The organism is Wolbachia pipientis (assembly GCF_030373985.1).
GTDB lineage: Bacteria > Pseudomonadota > Alphaproteobacteria > Rickettsiales > Anaplasmataceae > Wolbachia > Wolbachia pipientis_D.
Genome location: NZ_JAUCRB010000004.1, coordinates 30,544 through 46,009 on the forward strand (window position 1 = coordinate 30,544; position 15,466 = coordinate 46,009).

14 protein-coding genes, 2 tRNA genes and 4 pseudogenes are annotated in these 15,466 nt (G+C 34.6%); 15 read left to right on the forward strand and 5 right to left on the reverse strand.

What is annotated here, in order from left to right:
- Positions 1-57: 57 nt before the first annotated feature.
- Complete coding sequence (locus QUS22_RS04245) at positions 58-804, reverse strand: ABC transporter ATP-binding protein (protein WP_289513755.1); 747 nt, start codon at positions 802-804, stop codon at positions 58-60.
- Between the two features lie 153 nt (positions 805-957).
- Here QUS22_RS04245 and QUS22_RS04250 point away from each other — a divergent pair.
- From QUS22_RS04250 to QUS22_RS04280, 8 genes and pseudogenes are all read left to right on the forward strand, one after another.
- A tRNA-Arg gene (locus QUS22_RS04250) sits at positions 958-1,034 on the forward strand.
- Between the two features lie 317 nt (positions 1,035-1,351).
- A pseudogene (locus tag QUS22_RS04255) lies at positions 1,352-2,658 on the forward strand (cytochrome ubiquinol oxidase subunit I).
- Positions 2,651-3,678 (forward strand): annotated as a pseudogene (gene cydB / locus QUS22_RS05555) (cytochrome d ubiquinol oxidase subunit II). The pseudogenes QUS22_RS04255 and cydB overlap by 8 nt, the downstream one beginning before the upstream one ends.
- Positions 3,679-3,959: 281 nt before the next feature.
- Positions 3,960-4,994: an efflux RND transporter periplasmic adaptor subunit gene (locus QUS22_RS04265; protein ID WP_289513757.1), complete on the forward strand. Its 1,035-nt coding sequence runs from the start codon at positions 3,960-3,962 to the stop codon at positions 4,992-4,994.
- Positions 4,995-5,086: 92 nt separating this feature from the next.
- Positions 5,087-5,158 (forward strand) — tRNA-Glu (locus QUS22_RS04270).
- A 174-nt stretch (positions 5,159-5,332) separates the two neighbouring features.
- On the forward strand, positions 5,333-5,401 hold the full coding sequence (locus QUS22_RS05560) for a hypothetical protein (protein ID WP_353477741.1): 69 nt from the start codon (positions 5,333-5,335) through the stop codon (positions 5,399-5,401).
- A gap of 19 nt (positions 5,402-5,420) precedes the next feature.
- Positions 5,421-5,639 carry a 16S rRNA (uracil(1498)-N(3))-methyltransferase gene (locus QUS22_RS04275; protein ID WP_289513758.1) on the forward strand — a complete coding sequence of 73 codons (219 nt, stop codon included), beginning with the start codon at positions 5,421-5,423 and terminating at the stop codon, positions 5,637-5,639.
- Entirely contained in the window at positions 5,623-5,955 is a 333-nt protein-coding gene (locus QUS22_RS04280) for an RsmE family RNA methyltransferase (RefSeq protein WP_289513759.1), read from the forward strand. The genes QUS22_RS04275 and QUS22_RS04280 overlap by 17 nt, the downstream gene beginning before the upstream one ends.
- A gap of 178 nt (positions 5,956-6,133) precedes the next feature.
- On the opposite strand, the gene QUS22_RS04285 is transcribed toward QUS22_RS04280, so the two are convergent.
- From QUS22_RS04285 to atpG, 4 genes are all read right to left on the reverse strand, one after another.
- Entirely contained in the window at positions 6,134-7,396 is a 1,263-nt protein-coding gene (locus QUS22_RS04285; RefSeq protein WP_289513820.1) for a DEAD/DEAH box helicase, read from the reverse strand.
- 10 nt (positions 7,397-7,406) lie between these two features.
- Positions 7,407-7,661 (reverse strand): cold-shock protein, encoded by a 255-nt coding sequence (locus QUS22_RS04290; protein WP_289513760.1) that lies wholly within the window; start codon positions 7,659-7,661, stop codon positions 7,407-7,409.
- A gap of 166 nt (positions 7,662-7,827) precedes the next feature.
- Positions 7,828-9,171, reverse strand: coding sequence for a TldD/PmbA family protein (locus QUS22_RS04295; RefSeq protein ID WP_289513761.1), 1,344 nt, complete (start codon positions 9,169-9,171; stop codon positions 7,828-7,830).
- Positions 9,172-9,188: 17 nt separating this feature from the next.
- The gene (atpG, locus tag QUS22_RS04300) at positions 9,189-10,061 is read right to left on the reverse strand and encodes an ATP synthase F1 subunit gamma (protein WP_289513762.1); all 873 of its coding nucleotides are present in this window, start codon (positions 10,059-10,061) and stop codon (positions 9,189-9,191) included.
- Positions 10,062-10,368: 307 nt separating this feature from the next.
- On the opposite strand from atpG, the pseudogene QUS22_RS04305 reads away from it, so the two are divergent.
- From QUS22_RS04305 to QUS22_RS04335, 7 genes and pseudogenes are all read left to right on the forward strand, one after another.
- Positions 10,369-10,710 (forward strand): annotated as a pseudogene (locus tag QUS22_RS04305) (reverse transcriptase N-terminal domain-containing protein); the annotation flags it as partial.
- Positions 10,676-11,464, forward strand: a pseudogene (locus tag QUS22_RS04310) (reverse transcriptase domain-containing protein). The pseudogenes QUS22_RS04305 and QUS22_RS04310, both read left to right, overlap by 35 nt.
- 228 nt (positions 11,465-11,692) lie before the next feature.
- Positions 11,693-11,842 carry a hypothetical protein gene (locus tag QUS22_RS04315; RefSeq protein WP_289513763.1) on the forward strand — a complete coding sequence of 50 codons (150 nt, stop codon included), beginning with the start codon at positions 11,693-11,695 and terminating at the stop codon, positions 11,840-11,842.
- 635 nt (positions 11,843-12,477) lie between these two features.
- On the forward strand, positions 12,478-13,782 hold the full coding sequence (locus QUS22_RS04320; RefSeq protein WP_289513764.1) for an adenylosuccinate synthase: 1,305 nt from the start codon (positions 12,478-12,480) through the stop codon (positions 13,780-13,782).
- A 205-nt stretch (positions 13,783-13,987) separates the two neighbouring features.
- Complete coding sequence (locus QUS22_RS04325; protein ID WP_289513765.1) at positions 13,988-14,161, forward strand: hypothetical protein; 174 nt, start codon at positions 13,988-13,990, stop codon at positions 14,159-14,161.
- A 421-nt stretch (positions 14,162-14,582) separates the two neighbouring features.
- Positions 14,583-15,080, forward strand: coding sequence for a hypothetical protein (locus tag QUS22_RS04330; protein WP_289513766.1), 498 nt, complete (start codon positions 14,583-14,585; stop codon positions 15,078-15,080).
- Between the two features lie 105 nt (positions 15,081-15,185).
- Positions 15,186-15,449, forward strand: coding sequence for a hypothetical protein (locus tag QUS22_RS04335; RefSeq protein WP_289513767.1), 264 nt, complete (start codon positions 15,186-15,188; stop codon positions 15,447-15,449).
- Positions 15,450-15,466 lie beyond the last annotated feature (17 nt).

A 15,466-nucleotide genomic window follows, 5' to 3' on the forward strand; every position in this document is an offset into this window, starting at 1 on the left:
TTTAATCTATTTTATAATAATTTCAGACTAGATTATTTTATTTCGGCAAATGTATCGTCAAGTGGAAGCTTCTCGCCTAACTGTAGAAGGAATCTCACTAAAGAATTTTGCTAGTGTGTCATCTTTAGGCCTGTGATATATGTCACTGGAGACTCCTGATTGAATAATTCTACCACTTTTCATTACGTAGATAAAATCTGCGACTTTCAATGCCTCTTGCGGGTCATGAGTTACCATTAGCACAGGAATATTTTTACTTCTAAAAAGAGACAATATACGTTGTCTTGTTTGGCATTTTAGCAGTATGTCTAGGTTAGAGAATGGCTCATCAAGTAACACAACATCAGGACTTTGCGCCATTACTCTTGCTATTGCTACTAATTGTTGCTGCCCTCCCGATAGAGCATTAGGATACGTATTTTCATATTTTTCTATATTTAATAGCTTCAAGATTTCCAAAGCGGTGAGATACTTTTCTTTTTTAGAAGAACTACGAATAGCGAAGGTTATATTCTCCACCACTGTTTTGTGAGGAAATAATGCAGAGTGTTGAAAAATTAATCCAACATTCCTATGCTCTATTGCAATTAATGTGTTGCTGCTTGCAACTAACCTATCGTTTATAAAGATGGTGCCAAATTTTGGATTTTCTATTCCTGCAATTAATTTCAAAATCGTTGACTTGCCGCAGCCTGAATGCCCCAATAAACATGTCACATTTCCTTTCTTTACCTCAATATTTATATTGCTTAAAGCAAAGTTGTCTTGGTTGTTATAAAAATAACTAACGTTGTTAACTAGCATTAATCTTTCAGTTTAAATCGTGTTATTAAATATAATAGCATTATACTCAAGAAATATATAGAAATGTTTTCTGTTGCTATAGGTTTATTACTCAGGAAATTTAGAAAAACGCGAGATTTTTTGCTATAATCTTGCGCAAGTGACAGAAAACAAGGGACTATAGCTCAGTAGGATAGAGCATTGGATTCCTAATCCGAGGGCCGTGCGTTCGAATCGCACTAGTCCCACCAAACTACTTCATCGATTTTTGTATTAATTCTAGTATGGTTATAAAACCTCCAGTAGTAGCCTATTTTTACCCATTTAAGTATGTACTAACGTACCTAATTTTGTTGCAGCAACTTTACATTTTTATTTTCGCAACCTATTTTTAGGTAAAAAGTTCTTACAAATATACGTACTATTTTTTGATAAAGGTAAGAAGTAAACAATTAAATTTTTTATGATGTTAATTAGCATGATATTTTTGCCGGAGATATTTTTTAGAAAAAGAAGTTGATTATAGACAAATTCGTCTATTACCTGTAATATATGGGTGTTAGATAAAATGTTTAAATTTGATCCTCTACTGCTAGCTCGAGTTCAATTTGCCTTTACAATAAGCTTGTATATTATATTTCCTGCTTTCACAATCAGGCTTCCAAGCTTTCTAGCTTTTTTGGAATGGAGTTGGCTTAGGGCTAGTAATACGCATTCCCGTGATATTTATAAATTCTGGGTCAAGATTTTTGCTGTTGCTTTCAGTATGGGGGTGGTATCCGGAGTTGTTCTATCTTATCAAATTGGTACTAGTTGGTCAGTGTTTTCTGACCGTGTGGCTAATGTTCTTGGCCCTCTATTTTGCTTTGAAATTTTAACAGCTTTTTTTTGGAAGCATCTTTTCTAGGCATTATGTTATTTGGATGGGATAGTGTAAGTCCTCGTATGCACTTTGTTTCTACTTGTATTGTTGCAGTAGGGATGCTTATTTCAGCCTTCTGGATTCTTGCAGCCAATAGTTGGATGCAAACACCTGCTGGATTTTCAATTGGCGAAGATGCGCTTCTATAGCCAGCCAGTTGGTTAAGAGTTATTTCTAATCCTTCTTTTCCTTATCGTTTTATTTATATGGTGACAGGAGCCTATCTTATAACAACGTTCATAGTGGGTGGTGTAGGTGCATTTTATCTTTGGAAAGAACGACATGTTCCTCAAGCAAGAATTATGCTCACTGCTAAAGTCGCTGCGATGGAAATTTTATGGAAAATCGAGAGAGATGTTGGCCTACGTTTGTTTGCTTATTCGGATCAGCAGAACGAAATTAATCGCTATGAAGTAAAGGTTCCTAATCTTGCTAGCTTAATCTTAACACATGATTTCTCAGGAGAAGTAAAAGGATTAGAAGAATGGAAAAAGGAGGATGGATCACCTGTAACTTGGATATTTTGGTCCTTCCGTGTAATGGTTGGAATTGGGATTTAATGATTATGATTGGATTAGTTAGTGTGATACAATACTTTCGTGGCAGGTTATTCAGAAATTGTTTTTTATGTAGGTGGTTGATGTTAATGATGCCTTCTGGGTTCGTAGCATTACTTGCAGGTTGGTTTACTACTGAAATTGGTCATCAGCCTTACACTGTATATGGAGTTGTATGCACAATCGAATCATTTTCACCTGCGATTACTTGTCCTCAGGTTTTATAGTCTTTAATTGCGTTTATTGTTATGTATCTTTTTATATGTGGGGCAGGTAGTTATTATATTAAAATTAATATATAAGGGAATGCCTGTTATTAACGAAGAAGAGCAATTTTATAAACATGTTATAGAAGCTTCAGTGATTGAATCTGGAAAGAACAGAGAACATGTGTGATTTTTCCTCATTAATTAATTTACCATTAATCTGGGGATTGCTAATAGCTATAGCTGTTTTGTTTTATGTTCTAGTGGATGGTTTTGATTTATGTGTTGGTATTTTACTTCCTTTTGCACCGTCAGATAAATGCCATGATCGTATGATAAACCCAATCGCACCGTTTTGGGATGGGAGTGAAATATGGTTGGTGTTAGTGGTGTAGGGTTGTTTGCTGCTTTTCCTCTGCATATTCAATATTAATTACCTGTTTTTATATCCCTATTATTATTATGTTGCTTGGCCTTGTCCTTACGTGAGGTATCTTTTGAGTTCTATTTTAAAGCAGAAGGAAAATCCAGACTAATATGGAATTATGCCTTTCATTATGGATCGCCTAGTGCTGCCTTTTGCCAAGGCATGATTTAGGTGCATTTGTACATGGTGTGGAAATAAACGAACGCAACTTTTCTGTCGGCCAAATTTGATTGGGCAAGTACTTTTAGTGTAATGACATACATTGTATGGTATTTGAGTATGTGCTTTTAGGTTCTACATGGCTCATAGTAAAAACAGAAAATGTGACACAAGAATAGGCGCGCAAGGTTGCTTCTTATACGCTTAGTTTTGTGAGTACTTTCATGGCACTAGTTAGTATAGTAACCCTATTTTTTAATGAAGGTATTAAAAACTTTTGGTTTAGCCTGCCGAATTTTTATTATTTACTTTTTTTCCACTACTAACATCTTTGCTATTTCTCATGTTGTGGTTTGATCTTCAGAATGATAAATAGGAGTACCGTCCATTTTTTCTTAGTATTGCCATTTTTTTATGGGATATTTAGGTTTAGGAATTAGTATATATCCATGGATCATATCCTTTCACTAAACTATTCTTGATGCAGCTGCTTCTAGGCCAAGTTTATCATTGATGTTGGTTGTTATGATACCACTGCTACTACTAATTTTAACTTACACTGGTTATTCCTATTATGTTTTTCGTGGGAAATCAAATGATGAACATACTATATTAATAAGTTAGTGGTCTCGTGGTTAAAACGCCATTCTCAAGTGAAGCAATAGCTATGGTTTGCTGTTTTGTGGGTTGGTGGTCTGTTAGCAGTATTGATATTAACTTATCCAATCAAGTTGATAATTAATTTTTGTAAATAACATATCTCCTGTGTTTCTTTTCATATGAAACCATTTATAAGGTGACAGTGGTGATAATATGATTAATATTGTACTTATATTCATGATGCAAAAATTTAATTTATGCGGTTGCTTCTAACGAAATTAGTCAACAGATTTAATTGCTTAAAAATGAGGAATAAAGTAATCATCATTTCCAGTATCACTCTTGTTCTGCTGTTTTTTGTCAAAAGTGTGTTTTTAAAGAAAGATCAGGCTATTCATAATGGTAATGCAACTGATAGTTTTTCTGTGAAGATTCAGGAATATAGGCCACAAAGTCGCACTGTATATTTAAAATTTTCTGGTACAGTAAATCCTTTACGTAGAGCCAGCCTTATTTCAGAGGTAAGTGGTAAAGTTGCTGCTATTTATTTATCCGATGGTAAAAAGGTGAAAAAAAATGATATAGTTTTAAAAATAGAAGATTTTGGCCGAACTGAGCAAGTTGAAAAAGTCAGGGCGCTTTTAAAACAGCGTGAAATTGAATATAATTCCTCTGCCAAGCTGAGTAAAAAGGGCTATAGAGCGCAAATGCAAGTAGAAGCAGCTTTTGCTGCGTTGCAAAGTGCAAAAGCTGACCTAAAAAAGCTAGAGTTGGATTTAGAAAATACTGCGATTAAATCTCCTATTGATGGTTGTATTGATAAGATCAACGTAAATGAAGGGGATTTTGTTAACGCTGGGCAAAAAATAGCTGACATAGTTAATTTTGATCAAGTGCTTGTGGTGTTGTACGTTTCGGAGAGTGAGATAAATAAGATAGAACTAGGTAGCACAGCTCAGATTAATTTGCTGGACGGAAGGGAGTTAGAAGGTGAAGTGAGTTTTATTAGTAAAATTGCTGAGCCCAAAACCGGATCTTATGGGGTAGAAGTAAAGGTAATTAATAATGAAATTATATCATTGCAAGGACTAACTGCCAGTATAAGCCTGGCTTCAGGTGAAAAATTTGCATATAAAATTCCTTCTTCAGCCATGAGCTTAAGTGACGAAGGTATTCTTGGAATAAAGATTGTTGATGACAATAATCATGTAGTATTTACACCAATAGAAATTGTTGATTATGAGAGCGATGGAGTTTGGATAGTGGCAAATAACGAAGATAAACCTATAAAATTAATAGCATTAGGTCACTTATTTGTTAAGCCTGGTGATAAGGTTTAGTTTTTGTATATGCTCTAATCAGACTGTTTGCGATATAAAACAATAGAATTGACTTTATATGAATAATCAATATAACTTAGTCAATTCATATTGACTCTTTCGTCTAGTGGTTAGGACACCACCCTTTCACGGTGGTAACACGGGTTCAAATCCCGTAAGAGTCACTCAAACAGAGTCAAGTGCAAGGGCAATCCTTCAAGTTTGGAGGTGATGGTTTATCTAGTAAGTTGATCGTTAATAAAAGTATATATTAAATGGAAAAAATTAGACTTTACGTTGAGGAAGCATTGTCGCAAGGTGTTAGTTTGGTGCTTAGTCCACACTACATTTGCAACGTAATGCGGCTTAGGAAGAATGATAATATCTCTTTTTTTAATGGAAAAGATGGGGAGTATTTAGGGAAATAGTAATTTATCACGTAAATTAGTGAAAATTGCTTTCAAAGAATGCACTAAGCAGCAGCAATATGAAGAAAATTTGTACCTATATTGTGCTATAGTAAAAAGTGCTGCTTTGAGCAACATAATAAAACAGGCAACTGAAATGGGAGTAACCTGTATTCAATTCATTTTGACGGAGCATACAGTAGTCAAAAATATTAATCTAAGCAGAGCAAGATTGCAGGCAATTGAAGCTGCAGAGTAATGTAGTAGAACAGTGTGCCAGAGATTTTGCCTCTGTCAATTTCCGTGGCTTACCTGACTCGCAGGGTAGAAATTTTATTTTATGTGATGAAACAGGAAAGGAAAAATCTTCTAATAAAGTTCTGAAAAACAAGAAAAATATTGCTATTATTGTTGGTTCCGAGGGTGGTTTTTCATACAATGAACTTAGCCTTGCTGATAAGTTTTGTCAGAAATTAAGTCTAGGGAAAAGAATTTTAAGAGTAGATACTGCCGTGGTTGCTGCACTGACTTTTGCTAGTGCAAGGTATATTACACACCTGTGTGGGGCTGACTAGGCTTAGAGGTGAATTACAGCTATTGTAGCCATAATTTTCGTTATAGAAACGCTATCAAGTCTTAAAGACTGGGATAATTTTCTCTTTTTTAGTTGAACATTATAAGGATCATTGGAAACATCTGTCGTTATTATGTCTGCTTGCAGACCGCTTTTTCTTACTTTTTATATTTGAGCTTCTAAAAAATAGAGGGAAGCACCTTTTCTAACGCTCTGCTTTTCCCTTTAAAGGTATTGATCTTTTTTCTTCCATGTTTAGTTTTTAGTGCACTTGGTTTTTTAAAGATCTTTTTACTGCCAAGTTTTTTAAACTTTACATTACAATCAAAATTTAGTTCTCCTTTTTTGTCTGTAAGTGCAGGCAGCCTTCTCTTGTCTTGAGGCGTAATAAAAAATAGTGCATATCCTTCAGCTCCAGCGCGTGCAGTCCTACCTATGCGATGAATGTAATCAACTTGCGATTGTGGCGCATCATAATTGATAACGTGTTGGGTGCGGGGAATATCAAGGCCACGAGAGGCAACATTTGTTGCAACCATGATTTGATTGCAGCCACGACGAAAAGAATTAATTACCCTTTCGCGTTTGTGCTGTTTTAAATCGCCATGAATTGCCAAAGCGCTATAGTTGTCCTTGCCTAATTTATAGGCGAGCTGATCTGCCCCTTGCTTTGTTTTGACAAAGATAATGATCGACCCTACACGATGACTTAATTGTGTAATAAGTTTGCCGTATTTTTCTGACTCTGTTGTATAAACAATTTCTTGCTTGATTTTTGTGGAGGTTGTAACTTCATGCTCAACAAAAACACGCTCTGGTTGGTTAAGGTACTTTTCAGCAAGTTTAACTATATCATCGGGAAGAGTTGCAGAAAACATAAGGGTTTGCCGTATTTTTGGGAGATATTTCATAATCTCTTTAATTTGAATTCCAAATCCCATATCGAACATATGATCGGTTTCATCAAGTACAAGGGTGCTAACATTGTGAGCCATCAAAGTTTTACGTTCAATATGGTCTATAATACGACCGGGAGTACCTATTACAACTCGCGGCTTTTTCTGAAGCTGATTTAGCTGCTTGAAAATAGGCTCACCACCGATCAATAAGGCAATTTTTAACAGAAAATTTTGAGACAAGATTTTTCTTATTTCATTCGTTACCTGTTGTGCAAGCTCTCTGGTTGGTACGATAATTAAAGCTGAACTAGCATTAGGTTCATCTAACAACTTAGCAACCAATGGAACAGCAAACGCCAAAGTTTTTCCAGTTCCCGTTTGAGCAGACCCAAGAATATCTTTACCTTGTAGAGCTAGGGGAATTACCTGTGTCTGAATCGGAGTTGGAATGAAAAAATTGTGTTTATCTAAAGCTTGCTTAAGCAAAACTGGGAGGTCTATCTCATGAAAGCTGCTTACAGCTCCATTCAAAACTTCTACCATCAAAATGTAGTTAATCTTCTAGCAACTTTAAATTTATTGCAGATTTTTTCTCTTCTCCATTTCTACCGCGCTCTTCTTTGAGCTCGTAGCTTACCCTTTCTCCTTTTATTCCCTTTCCCTTGTTTTCTCCCCTTAGTGAATCAGGCCTTATTCCTGAACGCTCTAGCGTACTGATATGCACGAAGACATCACTGCCTTTAGTTTCTGGCTTAATGAAACCATAACCTTTTTCAGCATTAAACCACTTTATATTGCCAAATTCCATTTTAACAACCCCTAAAATTACTAACTAATATTACTAATGTGATGAAAAACTTTGAAACTACAATTAGGAATGCCCGAAGCTTAGCTATTAAAACTAAACTCCTATATTCCATAGTCTACCCTTAACATTACATGATCATAATATACAATTATTGTACTTGATGCAACTAAATTTTGCAACCGTTAAGTGAGCCTGCAACTGTCATTTTACTAACTTTAATTGTTGGTGAATTAAATTGCCCATAGAAGGTTAAATCATTTGCAACGACTAAGTTGCTAAACATGTCTTTTAAATTGCTGGCAACAGTAATCTCGTGTATTGGATACGTTATTTTTCCATTTTCGATAAAAAATCCTGATGCACCTTGACTGTAATCACCATTGATTAGATTAACACCAAAACCAAATAAATCAGTTATATATACTCCCTCTTTCACTTCCTCAATTAATTCTTTAAATGATATATTGTCGTTTTCTATATAAAGGTTACTAGCTGCAGCAATGATTGCGGCATTGCTTGCACGAGTTGCGTTTCCAGTTGTTTCCAAGTTTAATTTTTTAGCCGAATATAGATCTAGAATCCAATTTTGTAATACTCCATTTTTTACAAGCGTGTTCTTCCTGCTAGTTATTCCTTCTCCATCAAATGGTCTTGATTCTATGCCCTTTGGTAACAATGGGTTGTCAATAATGTTAATTCTATTATTAAAAATCTGAGTATTTAAACTATTTCTCAAGAAAGAGATGTTATTTATAATATTATTGCCATTTATAGCAGAAGCAAAACTTTTTATTAGCTCCTTTGCTGCTCTTTTTTCAAAAATAACTGGAAGTGTGCCAGTTTTAATTGAACGTGAATTCAATTGGTCAATCGCTCTTTTTGCTGCTTCTTTTCCTATTAACTCTGGCGATTTTAGATCACTGAAATTACATGCTACATCGTAATCATAACCAGCCTTCATTTCACTTTCTTTTCCAGCAACAACACAAACCTGGTTAGCAAAGGTTGATTTACTAAATGAGCCAATAAAACCAGAAGCGGTAGATAATACTGTATTTACTAAAGCATGTGAAGCGGAAGCCCCTTCGGAATTAGTGATATTTTTATGTGAAAGAGCTGAATTTTCTGCAGCTTCGGCAATTTCTTTTAGATTATCAATAGTTACAACATTATTGTCTAAGATACCTAAATCTGAAGAAGAAGTATAATTATTTCCATCTACAGCAAAATTAATGTAAGGATCTTCTGGCGCATTCTTTGCCATTTCTACTACTTGGCTTACCGTATCGCCAAGATTATTTAAATCGTTTGTAGAAATATGCGCAGCTTTGGTTTTACCTGCTATAGCTCTGATTCCTACAGTGCAATCCTTAGATTGTGATATTTGTTCAATCTTTGATAGGCGTTGAGAAACTAAGATTTTGTTGGTTTCATATATAATAACTTCTGCGTCTTGATTTTGTTTTTTTATTAGTTTAATGATATCTGCTGCAATGTTTAATATATTCATTTTTATTCCTAAGGTTTCTATAAAGACTCTGCACCGCCTATCACTTCTATCAAGTCAGTTGTAATTGCTGCTTGACGAGAACGATTGTAAAGTAAAGCTAATTTATTCAGTATTCCTTTAGTGTTCCTATTTGCTGATTCCATAGCAACCATTCTAGCACTGTTCTCACTTGCTGCACTTTCAAGCAAAGCAGAGTAAAGGGCAGTTGTAACATAATTTTGAATCAAAGATCGTAAAATAAATTCAGTATTTTGTGGTTCACATTCGTAGTTGTAATCTATTGTTGGATTGACCAGAGAGTTGTCAATCAAAGATGTATCTTTATTCCATGGTTTGATTATTTCCAAAATTGGTTTTTGTGTGAAGGTATTATAAAATTTATTATGAAAAACTTTAACCTTATTGTATTTACTTAGATCTATACCATCAACCAAAGCTTCCACATGCTTTAGCGTAATTCCCTTACTGTTTTCAACTTTTAGAATACTTCTGGAGTCAAATCTATTTTTACTTATATCAAAAGCTTTTTTACCAAAAAATACAATATTTACTTTTTTACCGCTAGTGATTAATTTATTTACATGCTCTTGACTTGATTTGACAATAGAAGAATTAAAATTGCCGCACAAGCCACGATCAGATGCAATAATGAATACTAGATAAGAATTGTCGTCACCAGTATTCAAAATTTCTGCCAGTAGTTTTTGATCGACTGATAACATTAATGAAGAAATAATACTATACAGCTTAGATATATACAATTTTGAACATGATAACTTTTTTTGACTTTGTAATAACTTTGCTGCAGAAACCATTTGCATTATTTTTGTAGTTTTCTGTATAGACTTAATATTCTTAATTCTTAAGGATAATTCCTTTAAGCTTTTCATTGCGTATAAATCCCTGATTTATTAAAAATATATAATTATTCATGTTAAAAAACAAGTTTTTTTGATACGAAGAAGATATAAGATCCAGAGTTAGCGTTGATGTCATCCAAGTACTTCTATGATGTCATCAAGCTCCAGAGATATTATCCCAGTGCCCAGACACTGAGGTACGATCTGATGTTACGGTTTGTGTGATGGTTAAATTCCGTCTTTCCTAGATATCAGGGATAATGTATGTCTCACATCTCAAAGAGTGGCAATTTTTGGGATGCAAGCATGAGGCAGAAGTGGGTAACGAACTTACCGAGCTTCTAAATGTAATGATATCAAGAGGATGCATAGACTTCAGAGATTATTACTAAAATCAACAAGTGCAAGAATGCTTGCTGTTAGGAGGGTAACTCAGGATAATAGAGGGAAAAAGACTGCAAGTATTGATGGAAAAGCTAATCTTAATCAGAAAGAAAGGTTGCAATTAGCATGTTCTTTGGATATAAAAGAAAAGGCAAAACCATCAAGATGTGTATGGATACCAAAATCTAGTAGGCCATTGGAATATCGCCCGCTAGGTATTTCAACTATATCGTGTCGAACAAAACAAACACTTGTAGAAAATGGAGCTAGAACCTGCATGGGAGGCAAAATTTGAGCCGAGCACTTATGGTTTTAGGATTGGTAGGTCTTGTCATGATGCTATAAGGCACATATTTTGTGCGCTTTATAAGAAATCCGCATTTATTTTAGATGCAGATATTTCTGGGTGTTTTGACAATATCAACTATCACGCATTGCTATAAAAACTCAATACCACACCAACTTTAAAGAAAATTATAAAAGGATGGTTGAAAGCAGGCGTTATGGAAGACAGAAAGTTTAAATCCGCTAAATGTGGCGCAATTCAAGGAGAAACAATTTCACCTTTACTTGCATGTGTTGCATTACATGAATTAGAGAGTCATGCTAAAAAAGCATTAGCATGTGAACTTTTTCAATACACAAAAAGGAAATATGGTAGCAAGGCATCATGCAGGGCAGCAGAACAATCAATAAGTGTAATCGTTTACGCCGATAATTTTGTGGTTCTACATGAAAGTAAAGAAATCCTTCTTAAGGCAAGGATAGTAGTCAAGGAATGGTTAAAAACCATTGGACTGGAATTAAAAGTTTCAAAGACAAAGATTGCTCACACTTTAAATGGAGAAAGGCCAGGATTTAATTTTCTGAGATTTTCTATAAGACATTATCCAATAAGAAGTAGTAAGAAAGGTTACAAGTTATTGATCAGACTAAGTCAAGAATCTATAAAACAGCATAAACTTACTATTAAACATAAACTTAAAGGATTACGTGGAGCAACGCAAGAAATAGTAATAAAAGAACTTAATCTTATGGTTAGAGGATGAGGTCAATACTACACGTTGGTAGTTTCCAGAAAAACCTTTGAATTAATGAGCAGTATAGTGTATAGGAATCTTTGAAAATGGGCAGTTTTTAGACACCAAAACAAAGGTAAATGTTGGGTTAAGAGGAAATACTTTAATAAGTATAAAAATGACAACTGGAGATTTATAACAAATAACAAGGTTTACTTTATTAAACGCATTGATCATACTATTAAACAGTATGTCAAAGTGAAAGGAACTAAATCGCTATATGATGGGGATTGGGATAATCGGGTAAGAAGGATTCCGGATAAGCCACCAAGGGTAATAAAATTAACGAAGTTGCAACAAGGTAAATGTGGTCATGTCAACTTTGGTTTAAAAATGATGATATCCTAGAGATACATCATAAAGACCATAACAGACGCAATAATATGAACAAAATTTATCCTTGCTGCATGTACATTGCCGTGACAAATTAAATGGAAGTGTGTATGACAGGTACCAAATTGTAGAGGAGCCGTATGAGGTGAAAGTCTCACGTACGGTTCTGAGGTTGAGTGAGGAAGAGCGCCTTCTTTACTTAGGTGACATGATGTCTCTCTTGGACTCTTAAATTGCAACTAATCTAAGTAATTAAGAAATTTACTAAGTAAAAAAAGGCAAAAAAACCCCATGGTGCAAGTTTTGCACCCTCTAATACTGTAAATTGGCGCTGTAATAATTTGCTGACGCTTAATTTAAGTGCGGTTTGGCTGAAGTAGAAAAATTTTAAAAGACATGCAGCCGCAATAATTTGATTAATCTGACAAAAAATACTTTCAGTTTTTTACTGAATTTTGTCATTGGACCTACAGTTCTAAAATAAGTTTTAAGTCAAAAACACTCTTGTTGCCAAGATAATGAGGTTAATTAAGTTTGTCAAGAAGTTTTTTCGTTTCATCCAACGCGCTGCCAAAAGTTTGTTATGCAAGAAGTCTCTTGCATTTGTAGCTTACTGCATTAATATTTATATGTTAATCCAGAAGATATTGATGAATAATATTGTAATTGTTGGTCTGCAATGGGGTGATGAAGGAAAAGGTAAAATAGTAGATTATCTTTCTGAAAATGCGGATGTAGTTGTGAGATTCCAAGGAGGAAATAATGCAGGGCATACCATAGTAGTAGATGATGAGGTTTATAAATTAAATTTGCTGCCTTCTGCTGTTTTAAGAAGGGGCAAAATATCTGTCATAGGAAATGGTGTTGCTCTTGATTCGCATGCCTTAATTTCAGAAATAGGGTCATTGAAAGTTAAAGGGATGGATGTCAATCCTAACAATTTGATGGTATCGGAAAGCTGTCCATTGATACTTAGTATACATAAAGATAAAGAAAAGTTGTTAGAAGATTTGAATGTAAATCACAAAATTGGCACAACAAATAAAGGAATAGGACCGTGTTATGAAGATAAAGTTGGAAGAAGAGCTATACGCCTTTGTGACTTAGAAAATGTGGATGAGCTCAATAAAAAAGTGGATACTCTTCTTAATTACCATAATGCTCTCAGAAGAGGCCTAAGCTATCAGGTGGTAAAGAAAGAAGAAATGTTAAGGGAGATTAAGGAGGTCTCAAAAAAAATTCTTCCATATAAAAAGCCATTGTGGAGAATATTGGATGATTTTGTAAAAAAAGGTAAGAGAATAATATTTGAAGGTGCCCAAGGCACATTTTTAGACATCGACCATGGGACATATCCTTTCGTTACTTCAAGTAATACTGTGGCATCGCAAGCAGTAATAGGCTCAGGATTGTCTTCCAGTGCTTATGTTATCGGTGTGGCAAAAGCTTATACAACAAGAGTGGGAAATGGTCCATTTCCTACTGAGCAAAAAAATGAAGTGGGAAATAACTTATCTACTATAGGCAAGGAGGTTGGAACAGTAAGCAATAGGAGGAGACGTTGCGGATGGTTTGATGCAGTTTTAGTACGCCAGGCAGTGCAACTTTCTGGAGTTTCAAGTATTGTATTAACTAAACTAGATATCCTTGATTCTTTTGACACAATTAAGGTATGTACTGGTTATAAGTACAGTGGAGAAATTTACGATTATTTGCCAGCATCACATTCGATACAAGAAGAATTAGAACCAATATATGAAGAATTTCCTGGCTGGAAAGAAAACACTCAGGGCAAAAGATCGGTTAAGGAGTTACCTTTAAATTTGATGAAGTATATGAGAAGAGTAGAAGAATTAGTAGGTGTACCAATTCATCTGATTTCAACTAGTCCAAAGAGGGAGGATGTTATTGAGCTGAGAGATGTTAAATTTTCTGAGGGTGCCCTTGTATCTTAATTGACTATTATTCAATAAAAAAACTCTAAAAAAACTTTTGTTCAGCGGAAAAACACTTGCATGACTTCAAGCATTAATCTGTTATTCAAAACAGCTTTGCATAATGATATATGGTGAGGGTAAATTTAGTGTATGGAAGAAGTTAAGTTTCATCATCAAGGTTATCGTAGGAGAGATTTTAACAGTAATATAGTGGAATTATATTATGATCAGTGCAGGAAGCAACTTATTAGAAACACTGAGGATAGAAAATCAGCACGATGAATTCCTTTTTGCAGTAGAAGTGGTTGATGCAATGAATAAATTGCTAGAACTTCATGGTAAATTATGTTCATCACAGGGCAACGATTGTATTAATGATGTAAAGGAGTTCAGCTAATCTGGTCATGGGCTGTGTAAGTTTCAACTTCTTCAGAGCCATATTGTGTGTGAAAAGGAGCCTTCTAACCTTACTATAAAGAAATTTCTTCACCCAATTTTAGTAGATAAAAACTATATGACGAATTATATAAGCTCGATGATCTCATCAAAGATTTTTGCAGCACATCTAGTTCTACTAATTATGAACAAATAAGCTCTCAATTGAATGATATAGTAAAAGTTTTTAAGTTAGAAGGTCTAAGCAATAGAATAGAATTGTTAAGGCTTTTGAGAGTAAATATAGATTTTACTGCTATATGAAAAGCCTATGATGATTGGTGTTTTATTGATTTAATAGGTAGTGCTAATTTTAGACAAGAATATGTAATAGAATTATAGAAGAAAAAGAATGGCCTGTTAGTGAGAATTTTAAGAAAAATATGGATAGATGTGTAAAGTTGGCAGTACGGGGAAAGCAAATTGCAGATAAGTCCTTTGAAGGAAAAGCAAGTTTTCAAGCTTACTGTAAAGAAATTGGCAATGCTGGTAGAGCCTTAAACATTAATCTTATTGACTATAATGGGGGTGAACCAATTAAGATTAGTGATATTTTACAGCAGGAGAAAGATATTGGCGAATTGAATATTTACTGCAACAAAAACCATGACATATACGCTTGTCGAGAAGGTAAGAAAAGATATTATGAATTTAAAGAGGAAGCACATTATCAAATGACAAGCACTTGGCCTGTAAAAAATGAGTTTGGGGAGGTGATTTCACTTTGTACCATGGTTATGAATGTTAGTGATAGTGGCATAACTAAAATACTAAAATTCAGTGGTAAGGATTATACATTATTGTCAGAGGAAGATAAAAAATTAATAAAACAAAATGAGGAATTACATATTCAAGGCCTTTCCTTATATAAGGCTGTGTAGGCATTCTTAGAAACGCAGCATGATTCTGGACCTAAAAAAGGAGAATGTGAAGAAAATATAAAATCAATGGAAGCAGAGAAGTAAAACCATGCAGCATTACCTAATGTGCCTACTACCGATTATACCGATAGCAATAGCGCTCCTTCTATTAGTAAAGATGCATCAACATCTAAAAATATGATACAGGAAGCTGGAATTCAGACGTTCCCTTTAGATCTATCAATATTGGGGGGATTAGAGGTGGTAAATTTGCGGGAGGTGATAAACGCTTCTCTAGTAGAGTATATGTATCTTGTAGAAGTTTCCCATTCCCTAGCCCAGTCCATGCCTTTAAGGGCAGGAGCTGGGACCGTAGCCGGAATCCAATAGGTAAAAATGTAAGCAGC

Excerpts from the sequence above, each read along its gene's own strand:
- QUS22_RS04290 (WP_289513760.1), bottom strand. The coding sequence starts at position 7,661 with ATGGAATTTGGCAATATAAAGTGGTTTAATGCTGAAAAAGGTTATGGT.
- atpG (WP_289513762.1), bottom strand. The coding sequence starts at position 10,061 with ATGAAAAGCTTAAAGGAATTATCCTTAAGAATTAAGAATATTAAGTCT.
- QUS22_RS04285 (WP_289513820.1), bottom strand. The coding sequence starts at position 7,396 with ATGGTAGAAGTTTTGAATGGAGCTGTAAGCAGCTTTCATGAGATAGAC.
- QUS22_RS04325 (WP_289513765.1), top strand. The coding sequence starts at position 13,988 with ATGATCAGTGCAGGAAGCAACTTATTAGAAACACTGAGGATAGAAAAT.
- QUS22_RS04295 (WP_289513761.1), bottom strand. The coding sequence starts at position 9,171 with ATGAATATATTAAACATTGCAGCAGATATCATTAAACTAATAAAAAAA.
- QUS22_RS04265 (WP_289513757.1), top strand. The coding sequence starts at position 3,960 with ATGAGGAATAAAGTAATCATCATTTCCAGTATCACTCTTGTTCTGCTG.
- QUS22_RS04245 (WP_289513755.1), bottom strand. The coding sequence starts at position 804 with ATGCTAGTTAACAACGTTAGTTATTTTTATAACAACCAAGACAACTTT.
- QUS22_RS04320 (WP_289513764.1), top strand. The coding sequence starts at position 12,478 with ATGAATAATATTGTAATTGTTGGTCTGCAATGGGGTGATGAAGGAAAA.
- QUS22_RS04330 (WP_289513766.1), top strand. The coding sequence starts at position 14,583 with ATGGATAGATGTGTAAAGTTGGCAGTACGGGGAAAGCAAATTGCAGAT.